At 55.5% G+C, this 15,129-nt stretch carries 13 protein-coding genes; 9 read left to right on the plus strand and 4 right to left on the minus strand.

The features are described 5' to 3' along the window. The first annotated feature begins 11 nt into the window (after window positions 1–11). From purB to HCH49_RS07955, 4 genes are all read left to right on the plus strand, one after another. Window positions 12–1,382, plus strand: a complete 1,371-nt coding sequence (purB, locus tag HCH49_RS07940) for an adenylosuccinate lyase (protein WP_211437865.1) — start codon at window positions 12–14, stop codon at window positions 1,380–1,382. A gap of 124 nt (window positions 1,383–1,506) precedes the next feature. Then, window positions 1,507–2,178: a two-component system response regulator PhoP gene (phoP, locus tag HCH49_RS07945; RefSeq protein ID WP_033146521.1), complete on the plus strand. Its 672-nt coding sequence runs from the start codon at window positions 1,507–1,509 to the stop codon at window positions 2,176–2,178. Further along, on the plus strand, window positions 2,179–3,642 hold the full coding sequence (gene phoQ / locus HCH49_RS07950; RefSeq protein WP_221702497.1) for a two-component system sensor histidine kinase PhoQ: 1,464 nt from the start codon (window positions 2,179–2,181) through the stop codon (window positions 3,640–3,642). Between the two features lie 92 nt (window positions 3,643–3,734). After that, window positions 3,735–4,856 (plus strand): cupin domain-containing protein, encoded by a 1,122-nt coding sequence (locus HCH49_RS07955; protein ID WP_023311180.1) that lies wholly within the window; start codon window positions 3,735–3,737, stop codon window positions 4,854–4,856. A gap of 92 nt (window positions 4,857–4,948) precedes the next feature. Here the strand turns inward: HCH49_RS07955 and HCH49_RS07960 are convergent, their stop codons facing one another. Both HCH49_RS07960 and pepT read right to left on the minus strand, forming a co-directional pair. Further along, window positions 4,949–5,440, minus strand: coding sequence for an REP-associated tyrosine transposase (locus tag HCH49_RS07960; protein ID WP_064672295.1), 492 nt, complete (start codon window positions 5,438–5,440; stop codon window positions 4,949–4,951). A gap of 95 nt (window positions 5,441–5,535) precedes the next feature. Further along, window positions 5,536–6,759, minus strand: a complete 1,224-nt coding sequence (pepT, locus tag HCH49_RS07965; protein WP_032665021.1) for a peptidase T — start codon at window positions 6,757–6,759, stop codon at window positions 5,536–5,538. A 237-nt stretch (window positions 6,760–6,996) separates the two neighbouring features. Here pepT and potA point away from each other — a divergent pair, with 237 nt between their 5' ends. The 4 genes from potA to potD are packed head-to-tail and all read left to right on the plus strand — an operon-like array spanning window position 6,997 to window position 10,805. Continuing rightward, window positions 6,997–8,145 carry a spermidine/putrescine ABC transporter ATP-binding protein PotA gene (potA, locus tag HCH49_RS07970; RefSeq protein ID WP_172421426.1) on the plus strand — a complete coding sequence of 383 codons (1,149 nt, stop codon included), beginning with the start codon at window positions 6,997–6,999 and terminating at the stop codon, window positions 8,143–8,145. Then, the gene (gene potB, locus HCH49_RS07975; RefSeq protein WP_023311177.1) at window positions 8,129–8,986 is read left to right on the plus strand and encodes a spermidine/putrescine ABC transporter permease PotB; all 858 of its coding nucleotides are present in this window, start codon (window positions 8,129–8,131) and stop codon (window positions 8,984–8,986) included. Before potA ends, potB begins: the two co-directional genes overlap by 17 nt. Further along, window positions 8,983–9,774, plus strand: coding sequence for a spermidine/putrescine ABC transporter permease PotC (gene potC, locus HCH49_RS07980; RefSeq protein WP_033145228.1), 792 nt, complete (start codon window positions 8,983–8,985; stop codon window positions 9,772–9,774). Before potB ends, potC begins: the two co-directional genes overlap by 4 nt. Then, window positions 9,771–10,805, plus strand: a complete 1,035-nt coding sequence (potD, locus tag HCH49_RS07985; RefSeq protein WP_221702498.1) for a spermidine/putrescine ABC transporter substrate-binding protein PotD — start codon at window positions 9,771–9,773, stop codon at window positions 10,803–10,805. Before potC ends, potD begins: the two co-directional genes overlap by 4 nt. Before the next feature lie 46 nt (window positions 10,806–10,851). Here the strand turns inward: potD and HCH49_RS07990 are convergent, their stop codons facing one another. Beyond that, entirely contained in the window at window positions 10,852–12,081 is a 1,230-nt protein-coding gene (locus HCH49_RS07990) for an EAL and HDOD domain-containing protein (RefSeq protein ID WP_221702499.1), read from the minus strand. Window positions 12,082–12,317: 236 nt separating this feature from the next. Here HCH49_RS07990 and HCH49_RS07995 point away from each other — a divergent pair, with 236 nt between their 5' ends. Continuing rightward, a complete protein-coding gene (locus tag HCH49_RS07995) occupies window positions 12,318–14,249 on the plus strand; it encodes a methyl-accepting chemotaxis protein (protein WP_221702500.1) in 1,932 nt (643 codons plus the stop codon). A gap of 44 nt (window positions 14,250–14,293) precedes the next feature. Here HCH49_RS07995 and cobB read toward each other — a convergent pair whose 3' ends face one another. After that, window positions 14,294–15,115, minus strand: coding sequence for a Sir2 family NAD+-dependent deacetylase (gene cobB / locus HCH49_RS08000; RefSeq protein ID WP_023311172.1), 822 nt, complete (start codon window positions 15,113–15,115; stop codon window positions 14,294–14,296). Window positions 15,116–15,129: the final 14 nt, after the last annotated feature.

Raw genomic sequence — 15,129 nt, forward strand, 5'->3', positions numbered from 1 at the left:
AGTTGCGAATTATGGAATTATCCTCACTGACCGCCGTATCCCCTGTCGATGGACGCTACGGCGATAAAGTCAGCGCGCTGCGCGGGATCTTCAGCGAATATGGTTTGCTGAAGTTCCGTGTTCAGGTTGAAGTACGCTGGCTGCAAAAGCTGGCCGCCCAGGCAGCAATCAAGGAAGTTCCTGCTTTTGACGAAAAGGCAAACGATTACCTTGATCAAATCGTTGCCGAGTTTAGCGAACAAGACGCCGCGCGCATTAAAACCATCGAACGCACCACCAACCACGACGTGAAAGCGGTTGAGTACTTCCTGAAAGAGAAAGTGGAAAGCGTCCCTGCGCTGCATGCCGTGTCTGAGTTCATTCACTTCGCCTGTACCTCTGAAGACATCAACAACCTGTCTCACGCGCTGATGCTCTCCACCGCGCGTAAAGAGGTGGTGCTGCCTTACTGGCGTAAAATCATCGACGCGGTAAAAGCGCTGTCCGTGGAATACCGCGACATTCCGCTGCTCTCCCGTACCCACGGCCAGCCAGCCACCCCATCCACGATGGGTAAAGAGATGGCGAACGTCGCGTACCGTATGGAGCGCCAGTACCGTCAGCTGGAGCAGGTTGAGATCCTCGGCAAAATCAACGGCGCGGTCGGTAACTATAACGCCCACATCGCCGCTTACCCGGAAGTGGACTGGCACCAGTTCAGCGAAGAGTTCGTGACCTCTCTGGGCATTCAGTGGAACCCGTACACCACGCAGATTGAGCCGCACGACTATATCGCCGAACTGTTTGACTGCATCGCGCGCTTCAACACCATCCTGATCGACTTCGATCGTGACGTGTGGGGCTACATCGCCCTGAACCACTTCAAGCAGAAAACCATCGCCGGTGAAATCGGCTCTTCCACCATGCCGCACAAAGTGAACCCAATCGACTTCGAAAACTCCGAAGGCAACCTGGGCCTGGCGAACGCCGTGCTGCAGCATATGGCGAGCAAACTGCCGGTATCCCGCTGGCAGCGCGACCTGACCGACTCCACCGTACTGCGTAACCTGGGCGTGGGCATTGGCTACGCGCTGATCGCGTACCAGTCCACCCTGAAAGGCGTGAGCAAACTGGAAGTGAACCGCGACCGTCTGCTGGACGAGCTGGATCACAACTGGGAAGTGCTGGCGGAGCCAATCCAGACCGTGATGCGCCGTTACGGTATCGAAAAACCGTACGAGAAGCTGAAAGAGCTGACCCGCGGCAAACGCGTTGACGCCGAAGGCATGAAGCAGTTTATCGACGGTCTGGCGCTGCCGGAAGAAGAGAAAACGCGCCTGAAGGCGATGACCCCGGCGAACTACATTGGCCGCGCCATCACCATGGTCGACGAGCTGAAGTAACGCCCCTCTCCCCCTTTTCGCCCGAAAAGGGGGGATGCTTTTCCCCGGTTTACTCAATGTTTATCCCCACAACAACATAATCAGCGTTAAACTATTCATACCAATTATTTAGGGAGAAGAGATGATGCGCGTACTGGTTGTTGAGGATAACGCATTGCTACGCCATCACCTGAAGGTTCAGCTTCAGGAGATGGGACATCAGGTGGACGATGCTGAAGATGCAAAAGAAGCCGATTATTATCTCAATGAACACCTGCCGGATATCGCCATTGTCGATTTAGGGTTGCCTGACGAAGACGGCCTGTCGTTAATTCGCCGTTGGCGCAGCCACGATGTCTCCCTGCCGGTTCTGGTTCTGACCGCCCGTGAAGGCTGGCAGGATAAGGTCGAAGTGCTCAGCGCGGGTGCAGACGATTACGTCACCAAGCCGTTTCATATTGAAGAGGTGGCGGCGCGCATGCAGGCGCTGTTACGCCGCAACAGCGGGCTGGCTTCACAGGTTATTTCCATCCCGCCATTCCAGGTCGATCTCTCCCGCCGGGAATTAGCGATCAATGAGGAAGTGATTAAGCTCACCGCCTTCGAATACACCATCATGGAAACGCTGATCCGTAACAATGGCAAAGTGGTGAGCAAAGATTCCTTAATGCTCCAGCTTTATCCTGATGCTGAACTGCGCGAGAGCCATACCATTGACGTGCTGATGGGACGTTTACGTAAGAAAATTCAGGCGCAGTATCCGCAGGATGTGATTACCACCGTCCGTGGCCAGGGCTACCTGTTCGAATTACGCTAAATGAGAGGGATTTTACGCCACATTCTGCCCCTCTCGCTGCGGGTTCGTTTCTTACTGGCAACAGCCGCCGTCGTGCTGGTGCTGTCGCTCTCCTACGGCATGGTCGCCCTGGTGGGCTACAGCGTCAGCTTTGATAAAACAACCTTTCGGCTGTTGCGCGGCGAAAGCAATCTGTTTTATACCCTGGCGAAGTGGGAAAACAACCGAATCACCGTCGAAATGCCGGAAAACCTCAACCAGCAGAGCCCAACGCTGGCCCTGATTTATAACGAAAAAGGTAAATTACTGTGGGCGCAGCGTGATATCCCCTGGCTGGTTAAAAGCATTCGTCCGGACTGGCTCAAAACCAACGGGTTTCATGAAATTGAAGCCGATCTCAACACCACCAGCTCGCTGATCCGTGAAGATCGCTCCCTGCAGCAAAAGCTGAACGAGATCCGCGCCGACAACGCCGAAACGGAGATGACGCACTCCGTCGCGATTAACCTCTATCCGGCGACGCTGAACATGCCGCAGCTGACCATTGTGGTGATCGACACCATTCCGGTCGAGCTGAAGCGTTCTTATATGGTCTGGAGCTGGTTCATCTACGTTCTGGCTGCGAATCTCCTGCTGGTGATCCCGCTGCTGTGGGTAGCGGCGTGGTGGAGCTTGCGCCCCATTGAATCACTGGCGAAAGAGGTTCGTGAGCTGGAAGAACATCATCGCGAGAAGCTGAACCCGGAAACCACCCGTGAGCTCACCAGCCTGGTGCGTAACCTCAACCGCCTGCTGAAAAGTGAACGCGAACGCTACGATAAATACCGTACCACCCTTACCGACCTGACCCACAGCCTGAAAACTCCGCTGGCCGTCATGCAAAGTACCCTGCGTTCAATGCGCAGTTCGAAGCTGAGCGTCGATGATGCCGAGCCGGTGATGCTGGAGCAGATCAGCCGTATTTCACAGCAAATTGGCTATTACCTGCACCGCGCCAGCATGCGTTCCGGCAGCGCGCTTCTGAGCCGCGAGCTGTACCCGGTAGCCCCGCTTCTGGATAACCTCACGTCCGCCCTCAACAAGGTGTATCAGCGTAAAGGGGTGAACATCAGCCTCGATATCTCGCCAGAGATAAGCTTTGTGGGTGAAAAAAATGACTTCATGGAAGTGATGGGTAACCTACTGGATAACGCCTGCAAATACTGCCTGGAGTTCGTGGAAGTGTCAGCGCGTCAGACGGAAACCGAACTGCATATTATCGTTGAGGATGATGGCCCGGGGATCCCTCGAAATAAACGCGATGTGGTGTTCGATCGCGGTCAGCGCGCCGATACGCTACGTCCTGGCCAGGGCGTCGGGTTAGCCGTCGCTCGTGAGATTGTCGACCAGTACGACGGGAAAATCGAAACCAGCGAAAGTCTGCTGGGCGGCGCCAGAATGGAGGTTATTTTTGGCCGCCAGCAGCCCACATTGAACGATAGTTAACCCGTTATGTGAAAAATGCGAGGATCTCGCAGCCGGGGGGCTGAGCTTCCGTTATAATCCGAGTCAGTAAGAGCCTGCGGAATAAAAAAATTATGGATTATCACTTAACGCTTAACTGGCCCGAGTTTATTGAACGTTACTGGCAAAAACGCCCGGTGGTTCTGAAACGCGGATTCAGCAATTTTGTCGACCCTATCTCGCCTGACGAGCTGGCTGGTCTGGCCATGGAAAACGAAGTCGACAGCCGTCTGGTCAGCCACCAGGACGGGAAATGGCAGGTTAGCCACGGTCCTTTCGAAAGCTACGATCACCTCGGTGAAAACAACTGGTCGCTGCTGGTGCAGGCGGTCAACCACTGGCACGAGCCGACTGCTGCCTTAATGCGCCCGTTCCGCGCCCTGCCCGACTGGCGCATGGACGATCTGATGATCTCCTTCTCCGTGCCGGGCGGCGGCGTAGGTCCACATCTTGACCAGTACGACGTGTTCATCATTCAGGGTACGGGCCGCCGCCGCTGGCGCGTGGGTGAAAAAGTGCCGATGAAGCAGCACTGCCCGCATCCTGACCTGCTTCAGGTTGACCCGTTTGAAGGGATTATCGACGAAGAGCTGGAGCCGGGTGATATTCTCTACATTCCGCCGGGATTCCCTCACGAAGGCTACTCCCTGGAAAACTCACTCAACTACTCCGTGGGGTTCCGCGCGCCAAGCGGCCGCGAGATGATCAGCGGATTTGCCGACTATGTTCTGCAACGCGAGCTGGGCAGCTATCGTTACAGCGACCCTGATGTGCCTGCGCGCGAGCATCCGGCGGATATTCTGCCAGAAGAACTCGATAAGCTGCGCGGCATGATGCTGGATCTGATCAACGAGCCGGAGCACTTCAAACAGTGGTTTGGTGAGTTTATCAGCCAGTCTCGTCATGAGCTGGACGTTGCGCCGCCGGAGCCGCCGTATCAGGCTGACGAGATTTATGATGCGCTTCAGCAGGGCGACAAGCTGACGCGTCTGGGCGGGTTGCGCGTGCTGCGCATTGGTGAAGAAGTGTTCGTTAACGGCGAGAAGCTGGACTCTCCGCACCGTCCGGCGCTGGAAGCCATTGCCAGCCATCTGGTGTTGACTGCCGACACCTTTGGCGATGCGCTGGAAGATCCTTCCTTCCTCGCGATGCTCGCCGCGCTGGTCAACAGCGGGTACTGGTTCTTTGAGGACTAAGTCGTGATATTTGCCGGGTGGCGGCTTCGCCTTACCCGGCCTACAAAAGCACGATCCCGTAGGCCCGGTAAGCGTAGCGCCACCGGGCGTTTTTATCTCCGCTCACCCGCCGCAAAATCCTCGATCTCTCCCGCCCAATCCACCGGATACAAGCCTTCCCGTACATCGCGATGAAACGTTGAATACGGCCAGTCGCTGACCTTACTGACATAGCCATGTTTCACCGGATTGATGTAGACGTAATCCACATGCCGACGGTAGTCTTTTTCGTTACGGACTGTGTGCTCCCAGAAGCGTGGCTGCCAGATATGGCGCATGCCGATGTAGCGGCTGAATGTCTTTTTAATGTCGCGCCAGCGGGCCGAAAAGTCACTGTCGCCTTCCGGTAAGGTCCAGATACAGTGCATATGTTCAGGAAGGATTACCCATGCGTTGATAGTAAATGGCTTTGCATGTTTAACCGTTGAGGTGGCAGCACGCAGGCTGTCGATATGACGGGTAAGCAAATCGCTTTGGCGGTTTTGCAGGTTGACGGTGAAGAACCAGGTTCCACCAGGGACGTAGTGGCGACGATAGTTTGACATGGCGCTCCTTGCCTGAATGCCGGGTGGCGGCTTCGCCTTACCCGGCCTACATTACGATCGTAGGCCCGGTAAGCGTAGCGCCACTGGGCTTTTTCTTACCGCTTCGCGGTCAACTCCGCTATCCGCACTATCACCTTCACCGCTTTTTCCATTCCTTCGAGCGTCACAAACTCATGCTTGCCATGGTAGTTGTAGCCACCGGTAAACAGGTTCGGGCACGGCAGCCCCATAAACGACAGCTGAGAACCGTCGGTGCCGCCGCGAATCGGCTTCAGCTGCGGTTCAATATCGCAGTCGCGCATCGCCTGCTGGGCGATATCGAGAATATGCGGATGCGCCATCACCTTCTCGCGCATGTTGTAATAGCTGTCTTCAATGATCAGCTCAATATAGCAATCAGGGTGTAACCCTTTACCGACCTTCTTGGCGATCTCCATCATCTTGCGCTTGCGCGCCTCAAAGGCTTTGCGGTCGAAATCGCGGATGATGTAGTGCATCTGCGCGCTGTCCACAGTGCCTTTAATGCTGGTCAGGTGATAGAAACCTTCATACCCTTCGGTCTGTTCAGGGCTCTCTTCCGCCGGGACTTCTGCATGAATTCTGGACGCCAGCGACAGCGCGTTCACCATAACGCCTTTCGCCGAACCGGGATGAACGTTGTTGCCGACAATTTTGATCGTGACGGACGCGGCATTGAAGTTTTCATACTCCAGTTCACCGACGCCGCCGCCGTCAACGGTATAGGCCCACTGCGCGTTAAAGGCTTCCACGTCGAAGTGCTTCGCGCCCTTGCCGACCTCTTCATCCGGCGTAAAGGCCACGCGGATATCGCCGTGCGGGATGTTTTTGCCCTTCAGCACCGCCAGCGCCGTCATAATTTCCGCGATACCCGCCTTGTCATCCGCCCCCAGCAGCGTTTTACCGTCGGTGGTGATCAGCGTCTGGCCCAGCAGCTGGTGCAGCACGGGGAACATCACCGGCGAGAGCACCTCGTCGCCAATGCCCAGCGCAATATCGCCGCCGCGGTAATTTTCCACAATCTGCGGGTTCACATGTTTACCGCTAAAATCCGGAGAGGTGTCGACATGGGAGATAAAGCCAATCGCCGGAATATCACCCTGGACATTCGCCGGCAGCGTTGCCATCACAGTGCCTTTTTCGCTTAACGTGACGTTGACCAGCCCCATGGCGTCAAGCTGCTCTTTAAGCAGGTTTAATAACTTCCACTGGCCTTCAGTGCTCGGCACCTGGCGAACACCCGGCTTAGATTGGGTATCCAGCGAAACGTACTGTAAAAAACGCTCAAGTAATTTATCCATGCAGTCACCCTCACTTTTCGTGACAACATTATCAGTAAGCATCAAAACGCAAATATTGCGTCAGGTCACTTTTATCCCGCAAACGAGAATATTTTCCGTTTATATGGTTATGCGTTAGTAAATGTAGCTTATGAATCAGTGACAAGGTTTGGCGTTCGCAGGGGATTGCCGTAGAATGTCCGCCCTCATTACGAGTCACCAAGGTGGTTACACACAAACCCCGCTTCAGTCTGCTGCCTGAGGCGTCTATATGGGACAGCGCAAAAATTGAATACACAATCCCGTTCACGTTCACCGCTGGTGCAACTGGAACGAATTCGTAAAAGTTTTGATGGTAAAGACGTTATTTCCGACCTCACTCTGACCATCAATGACGGTGAGTTTCTAACGCTGCTTGGCCCCTCGGGCTGCGGCAAAACAACCGTACTGCGCCTTATCGCCGGGCTGGAAAGCGTCGATAACGGCCATATCCATCTTGAAAACCAGGACATCACCCAAGTTCCTGCCGAAGATCGCCACGTCAATACCGTCTTTCAGAGCTACGCCCTGTTCCCGCACATGACCGTGTTTGAAAACGTGGCGTTTGGCCTGCGGATGCAAAAAACGCCGGCGAATGAGATCGAACCGCGCGTCACCGACGCCCTGCGCATGGTGCAGCTTGAGACGTTTGCCCAGCGAAAACCCCATCAGCTTTCCGGCGGCCAGCAGCAGCGTGTAGCCATCGCACGCGCCGTGGTCAACAAGCCGCGCCTGCTCCTGCTGGATGAATCCCTCTCCGCGCTGGATTACAAGCTGCGCAAGCAGATGCAGAACGAGCTTAAAGCCCTGCAGCGCAAGCTCGGCATTACCTTTGTCTTCGTCACCCACGATCAGGAAGAGGCCCTGACCATGTCCGACCGCATCGTGGTAATGCGCGACGGCAAAATCGAGCAGGACGGCACGCCGCGCGAAATCTACGAAGAGCCGAAGAATCTGTTTGTCGCCAGCTTCATTGGCGAGATCAATATCTTCGACGCCACGGTGATTGAGCGTCTGGACGACCAGCGCGTGCGCGCCAGCGTCGAAGGACGCGAGTGCAATATCACGGTGAATTTCCCCGTCGAAAAGGGACAAAAGCTCAACGTTCTTCTGCGCCCGGAAGATCTGCGCGTCGATGAAATTCACGGCAATACCGAGGCTGAAGGGTTAATCGGCTATATCCGCGAGCGCAACTACAAAGGGATGACGCTGGAGTCCGTTGTCGAGCTGGAGAACGGCAAGATGGTGATGGTCAGCGAGTTCTTTAACGAAGACGACCCTGACTTCGACCACTCTCTCGACCAGAAAATGGTTATCAACTGGGTAGAAAGCTGGGAGGTTGTGCTGGCTGATGAAGAACACAAGTAAATTCCAGAATGTGGTGATCGCCACGATCGTCGGTTGGCTTGTGCTGTTTGTCTTTTTACCCAACCTGATGATCGTTGCCACCAGCTTTCTGACCCGCGACGACGCTAGCTTCGTTTCGCTGGTCTTTACGCTGGACAACTACGCGCGCCTGCTCGATCCGCTCTATTTTGACGTGCTGCTGCACTCGCTCAACATGGCGCTGATTGCCACCCTTGCCTGTCTGGTGCTGGGGTATCCTTTCGCATGGTTCCTCGCGGGTCTGCCGCAAAAGGTGCGGCCCCTGCTGCTGTTTTTACTGATTGTTCCCTTCTGGACCAACTCGTTAATCCGCATCTACGGGCTGAAGATCTTCCTCAGCACTAAAGGCTATCTCAACGAGTTTCTACTGTGGCTGGGGGTGATTGATACGCCGATCCGCATCATGTTTACCCCGAGCGCGGTGATTGTCGGCCTGGTCTACATCCTGCTGCCGTTTATGGTGATGCCGCTCTACTCCAGCATCGAGAAGCTGGATAAACCGCTGCTGGAGGCGGCAAAAGATCTGGGCGCTAACAAGCTGCAGACCTTCATCCGCATTATTATCCCGCTGACCATGCCCGGCATTATCGCGGGCTGTCTGCTGGTAATGCTCCCGGCGATGGGCTTGTTCTACGTGTCGGATCTGATGGGCGGCGCGAAAAACCTGCTGATCGGTAACGTGATCAAGAGCCAGTTCCTCAACATCCGCGACTGGCCGTTCGGCTCCGCGACGAGCATTACGCTGACGGTGGTCATGGGCCTGATGCTGCTGGTCTACTGGCGCGCCTCACGCTTGCTGAATAAAAAGGTGGAACTCGAATGATCGGTCGACTGCTTCGCGGCGGTTTTATGACCGCCATTTATGCCTATCTCTATATCCCGATCGTTATTTTGATCGTGAACTCGTTTAACAGCTCACGCTTCGGGATTAACTGGCAGGGTTTTACCACTAGCTGGTACAGCCTGCTGATGAACAACGATAGCCTCCTGCAGGCCGCTCAGCACTCGCTGACGATGGCGATCTTCTCCGCCACCTTCGCGACGCTGATTGGCTCGCTCACCGCCGTGGCGCTCTACCGCTATCGCTTTCGCGGCAAACCGTTTGTCAGCGGCATGCTGTTTGTGGTGATGATGTCGCCGGACATCGTGATGGCCATTTCGCTGCTGGTGCTGTTTATGCTGCTGGGCGTACAGCTTGGCTTCTGGTCGCTGCTGTTCTCGCATATCACCTTCTGCCTGCCGTTTGTGGTGGTGACCGTTTTCGCGCGCCTGAAAGGGTTCGACGTGCGCATGCTGGAGGCGGCGAAGGATCTGGGCGCCAGCGAGATGACCATCCTGCGCAAAATCATCCTGCCGCTGGCGATGCCCGCAGTGGCGGCCGGATGGCTACTTAGCTTCACCCTGTCGATGGATGACGTGGTCGTGTCCTCCTTCGTCACCGGTCCGAGCTATGAAATTCTGCCGTTGAAGATCTATTCAATGGTGAAAGTCGGCGTCTCACCGGAGGTGAACGCGCTGGCGACCATTCTGCTGGTGTTTTCGCTGGTTCTGGTGATCGCCAGCCAGGTTATTGCTCGTGATAAAACAAAATCTCAGGGGACAATGAAATGAAAAAAATGCTCGCCGCTGCGGCGCTGGTGCTTGGCATGGGTGCCGCGCACGCTGATGACAGCAAAACGCTCTACTTCTACAACTGGACCGAGTACGTGCCGCCGGGTCTGCTGGAACAGTTCACGAAGGAGACGGGCATCAAGGTTATCTACTCGACCTACGAGTCGAATGAAACCATGTACGCCAAGCTGAAAACCTACAAAGACGGCGCGTACGATCTGGTCGTGCCTTCCACCTACTTTGTCGACAAAATGCGCAAAGAGGGCATGATTCAGAATATCGATAAAACGAAGCTAACCAATTTTTCAAACCTCGATCCAGAGATGCTCAACAAGCCGTTCGACCCGAATAACGACTACTCCATTCCGTACATCTGGGGGGCAACCGCTATCGGCGTGAACAGCGATGCCGTCGATCCGAAAACGGTGACAAGCTGGGCCGATCTGTGGAAACCAGAATACAAGGGTAGCCTGCTGTTAACCGACGACGCGCGTGAGGTGTTCCAGGTCGCGCTGCGCACGCTGGGCTACTCGGGCAACACGACGGATCCTAAAGAGATTGAAGCGGCGTATAACGAGCTGAAAAAGCTGATGCCTAACGTGGCGGCGTTCAACTCTGATAACCCGGCAAACCCGTATATGGAAGGCGAAGTGAACCTGGGGATGGTGTGGAACGGCTCCGCGTATGTCGCCCGCCAGGCCGGGACGCCGCTTGAGGTGGTCTGGCCGAAAGAAGGGGGGATCTTCTGGATGGACAGCCTTGCGATCCCCGCCAACGCGAAAAACGTTGAAGGGGCGCATAAGCTGATTAACTTCCTGCTGCGCCCGGACGTGGCGAAACAGGTTGCCGAGACGATTGGCTACCCCACGCCAAACCTCGCCGCACGCAGGCTGCTGAAGCCTGAAGTGGCTAACGATAAATCGCTCTATCCGGATGCCGGAACCATCAGCAAAGGTGAATGGCAGAACGATGTCGGTGACGCCAGCCGCCTCTACGAAGAGTATTACCAGAAATTAAAAGCGGGCCGATAAACGGTATCGCGTTCTTCCTCACGCCGTACGTGCGGCGTGAGGAGGATTAACTGACCGCATTCTCCCCAGCCCAGATCGTCGCCTTTCTCATCGCCTCAACCACATCCTCATCCGACAGACCCAGCGCCTGACGAACCCGGGCAGCCTCGTCCCACTGCTGCTGTTCATAGTAACGGCACAGGCTCACCATATCGGCTAACCGTCCCTCCTGGTGGCACAGGGCATTGCTCACGCTCTGCGGGACCGCAATTTGCTTCATCAACTCGGCCATCGGCTGTTCGAGGAGGGTATCGAGCAGCGAAAACAGGCCGCACATGAAGGCATTTTCAGCCAGCGTCGGTTCGTTCATCGTCTCTGCGATCAGTTCACAGAACTTACCGCGCATCATGCTCAACGGGTAAAGCTCGCTGACGGTGTCATTGCCCGCGCTCGCCAGGACCACGACGGCAACAAACCGTCTCAGCTGATTTTCCCCGAGATATCTGAGGACTTCGCTCAGGGTTAACTTGCTGAAATTACAGGCACCGATATGTTTAAATGCGGTGTGCTTCATGTAGCGCATGATTTTCCAGGACAGCGTGAGATCGGTTTTAATCAACGACTCGACGATCCGAAAATCAGGCTTATTGCGCCCAACCTCCATTTGCAGCCGAAAAATTGCCAGCTGATTTTGCGATAGCCGTTTATATTTAATGACCTCCGGACGGCAGAAAAAATAGCCCTGAAACAGCGAGAATCCCTCTTCCCTGTATTGGCTGAATTCCTCTTTAGTCTCAATTTTTTCAGCGAGATATTTAATATGTCCGGTTAAATGTTTACGCTCTTTCAGATACTGTTTAATTTGCGCTAAGGTATAATTTCTGACGTCAAATTTCAGTATTGAAATATAGGGTAAAAAAGCATCCCATTCTGGAGCAAGGGTGAAATCATCAAGCGCAAACTGATAACCATCCGCACTCATCTCCCTGACGGCCTGCAACAGCTCCGCTCCCGGCACAGCATCTTCCAGGATCTCAATGACCACGCTCTCTTTATCCAGCGCTTCTCCACTGCGGTCTATGACCATCCGCGAAGGGAAATTAATAAACGACGTATGTGCCCCGGCGATGCGCTGGGACGGCACGCATAAAAACTGATCTGATATCATCCTGGAGGTGGCATATTCCGCCGACACGTCCGGAAAACGGTTTGTCATCCCATCTCTGAAGAGCAGTTCATAGGCCACCGTCTTCATCTCAGGGTTAAAAATGGGTTGTCGCGCAATAAATCCGTACATATCCCATCCTCCTCTACAACTTTATATTTATTAGCATCCTCTTTCTACACGACGATAACGAGCTTTATCGAGCACTATTTTGATTGAATGCACAAAATAAAAGCATCCACACTAATTAACCGGATTTACAAATCAAAATTTAAATTAAATATCCCTGGCGCTCTACAGAAAGAGGAGAAAATATCCGATAAGGAATATGTGCCTGCCCGACATGCACGATATTACGGGAGATGAGAATGAAAGACGCCGTGGTCCAAAGAAAAAAAATAAGAGTCAAGACGTTGATGCTATTGTCCATTTTCCTCACCGTAACGGTGGGCTTTACGGCAACGATCGGGTTTATGATGTGGCAGTGGATGGCACAGCAGGAGGTTCTGGCCAAAAAGCATATCCGCCAGATTGCCGAGGTGCAAGCGTTGCAGGTCAGTAAACAGCTGGATTCTGCCCTGACTGCCGCCCGGGATATGGGCAACAGCGCCCTGGCGCTGCGCGAGGCGGGCGTGACCGATCGCCAGAGCCTGAACCAGCTGCTCATCCACTACCTTTTGGCTCACCCGCAGTTTCTCTCCATGTCGATGGCCTTTGAGCCTAACGCGTTCGACGATAAAGATGCCGTCTGGGCCGGTCAAAGCGGTGAAGATCCTGCCGGGCGCTACGCCCGCTATGTCGACCGGGACGCCACCGGCAAACCGGCATTACACCTGCTGACGGACATCGAAACGCCCGGCAGCGGCGATTATTATCTGCTGCCGAAACAACGCCATAAAGATGTGATCATAGAGCCCTATATCTATCCCTACAACGGCGTGGACGTGATGCTCACCTCGATTGCCGCCCCCATCATGCGTGACGGTCAGTTTCTGGGCTCGGTCACCTCTGACTTCTCTCTCGCCACGCTGCAGTCGACGATCGGCGCGATTAAACCGTGGAACGGCACGGGCTATGCCCTGCTCCTCTCCGCAGGTAATAACGTGGTGTCCAGCCCGGACAAGCGCGCGGCGGGCAAGCCTTACGCCGGTCAGATTGCCGGTCATGACGTCACCCGCATTAACGATCCGCTGCTGAAGGAGGACGTGTTTATCACCTGGCAGGACATCGCCGTCGGTAACAGCCAGACGCCGTGGAAACTTGCCATTATCACGCCGGTCAGCGAAGTGATGGCCGAAGCGCGCGCATTTTTACTGAAAGCCATCATCATGATGCTGCTAAGCATCGTGGCGGTTAGCCTGGTCATGGCACAGATCTTCACCCGCAAAGTTGACCGTCCGGTTGGGGGAGAACCTTCTGAGGCCGCCGGGATCGCTCTGGCCGTTGCCCGGGGAGACCTGAACAACACCATCCCGGTGCGTTCCGGAGATACCCACAGCATTTTTTACGCCCTGCACACCATGCAGATGCAGCTCAAGCGCATCGTCGACAACATCAGCGAAGCCAGCCACTCCGTGCACGGCGGCACCAGCGAAATTTCGGCGGGCAACCTGGACCTCGCCTCGCGAACCGAGGAACAGGCGGCTGCGATTGTTGAAACGGCAGCCAGCATGGAAGAGATTTCGGTCACGGTGAAGAATAACGCCGACAACGCCCACAAGGCGACCACGCTGACCGATCGCGCCGCGAGCCTCGCCGGGCATGGCGAAACGCTGGTGAACGACGTGGTCGTGGTGATTGGGGAGATTGATGAGAGCGCGCGTAAGATCGGCGAGATTAACAGCATTGTCGATGGCATCGCCTTCCAGACCAATATCCTGGCGCTGAATGCTGCCGTTGAAGCGGCACGGGCAGGCGAACAGGGGCGCGGCTTCGCGGTCGTCGCAGGGGAAGTGCGCAATCTTGCCCAGCGAAGCGCTAACGCGGCAAAAGAGATCTCTCAGCTGATTGCCGAGTCCTCAGGGCGCGTGAGCAAAGGCGTTGAGCTGGTCAATGAAACCGGCGTGATGATGAAACAGGTGATTGAAGCGGTGTCGCATGTGCATCTGGTCATCAACGATATCGTTCAGGCGCTGGACGAGCAAAATCGCGGGATTAGCCAGGTCAGCACCGCCGTTAACCAGATGGACAGCACGACCCAGCAGAACGCCTCTCTGGTTCAGCAGATCTCTGCGGCGGCGCTCTCGCTGGATGACCAGGCTAAATCGCTCGAGAAGACGCTGGCGTTCTTCCATTCATAAATAAAAAGGCACCCGCTGGACGGGTGCCTTTTAGGCGATTGCCGTTACAGCCCTTTCAGCAGCTTGTCGACAAACTCCGGGACGACCGTGCTTGCCAGACCGTAGTGTTTCTCTTCAAACTCGCTGCCCACCTGGCTTGGCTCAAGGTTGAGTTCTACCGTATGCGCACCGTGCAGGCGCGCTTCGTGGACAAACCCCGCCGCCGGGTAAACATGACCGGATGTGCCGATGGCGATAAATACGTCGGCCATCGCCAGCGCGCTGTAGATATCATCCATTCCCAGCGGCATTTCACCGAACCAGACCACGTGCGGACGCAGGCGCGACGGGAACTGGCAGCAGTGGCACTTATCCTCAGGCAGCACGTCCTCTTGCCAGTCCAGCACCTGACCGCTCCAGGCGCAGCGAACCTTGAGCAGCTCGCCGTGCATATGGATGATGTTCTTGTTACCGGCCCGCTCGTGCAGGTTGTCGATATTCTGCGTCACCAGCAGAAAACGATCGCCCAGCGCCTCTTCCAGCTTCGCCAGCGCCAGATGCGCCGCATTCGGCGCGACGTCAGGCTGCTGAAGCTGACGGCGGCGAGCGTTGTAAAACGCCTGCACGAGATCCGGATCGCGGGCAAAGCCTTCCGGCGTGGCCACATCCTCCACGCGGTGCTCTTCCCACAGCCCGTCCGCCGCGCGGAAGGTTCGAATTCCTGACTCGGCGGAGATCCCCGCCCCGGTCAGCACCACCACTCTGGGTTTATCCATCGCTTCTGGCATCATTCTGTCTCTGAAAAAGATCCGCTGGCGCAAGCGCTCACGCAAGCGGCGTTTGTTTTTGCGAAAACGGCTGAGTCGACCCTGGCGACGCGACAGCATAGAAACCTCGTAAA

The sequence above is a fragment of the Enterobacter sp. Y17 genome (genome assembly GCF_019730495.1).
Lineage (GTDB): Bacteria > Pseudomonadota > Gammaproteobacteria > Enterobacterales > Enterobacteriaceae > Enterobacter > Enterobacter asburiae_B.

Coding starts and splice junctions, on each gene's coding strand:
- HCH49_RS07990 (WP_221702499.1), bottom strand. CDS start 12,081: ATGTACGGATTTATTGCGCGACAACCCATTTTTAACCCTGAGATGAAG.
- phoQ (WP_221702497.1), top strand. CDS start 2,179: ATGAGAGGGATTTTACGCCACATTCTGCCCCTCTCGCTGCGGGTTCGT.
- phoP (WP_033146521.1), top strand. CDS start 1,507: ATGCGCGTACTGGTTGTTGAGGATAACGCATTGCTACGCCATCACCTG.
- potB (WP_023311177.1), top strand. CDS start 8,129: ATGAAGAACACAAGTAAATTCCAGAATGTGGTGATCGCCACGATCGTC.
- HCH49_RS07995 (WP_221702500.1), top strand. CDS start 12,318: ATGAAAGACGCCGTGGTCCAAAGAAAAAAAATAAGAGTCAAGACGTTG.
- potD (WP_221702498.1), top strand. CDS start 9,771: ATGAAAAAAATGCTCGCCGCTGCGGCGCTGGTGCTTGGCATGGGTGCC.
- HCH49_RS07955 (WP_023311180.1), top strand. CDS start 3,735: ATGGATTATCACTTAACGCTTAACTGGCCCGAGTTTATTGAACGTTAC.
- purB (WP_211437865.1), top strand. CDS start 12: ATGGAATTATCCTCACTGACCGCCGTATCCCCTGTCGATGGACGCTAC.
- HCH49_RS07960 (WP_064672295.1), bottom strand. CDS start 5,440: ATGTCAAACTATCGTCGCCACTACGTCCCTGGTGGAACCTGGTTCTTC.
- potC (WP_033145228.1), top strand. CDS start 8,983: ATGATCGGTCGACTGCTTCGCGGCGGTTTTATGACCGCCATTTATGCC.
- pepT (WP_032665021.1), bottom strand. CDS start 6,759: ATGGATAAATTACTTGAGCGTTTTTTACAGTACGTTTCGCTGGATACC.
- cobB (WP_023311172.1), bottom strand. CDS start 15,115: ATGCTGTCGCGTCGCCAGGGTCGACTCAGCCGTTTTCGCAAAAACAAA.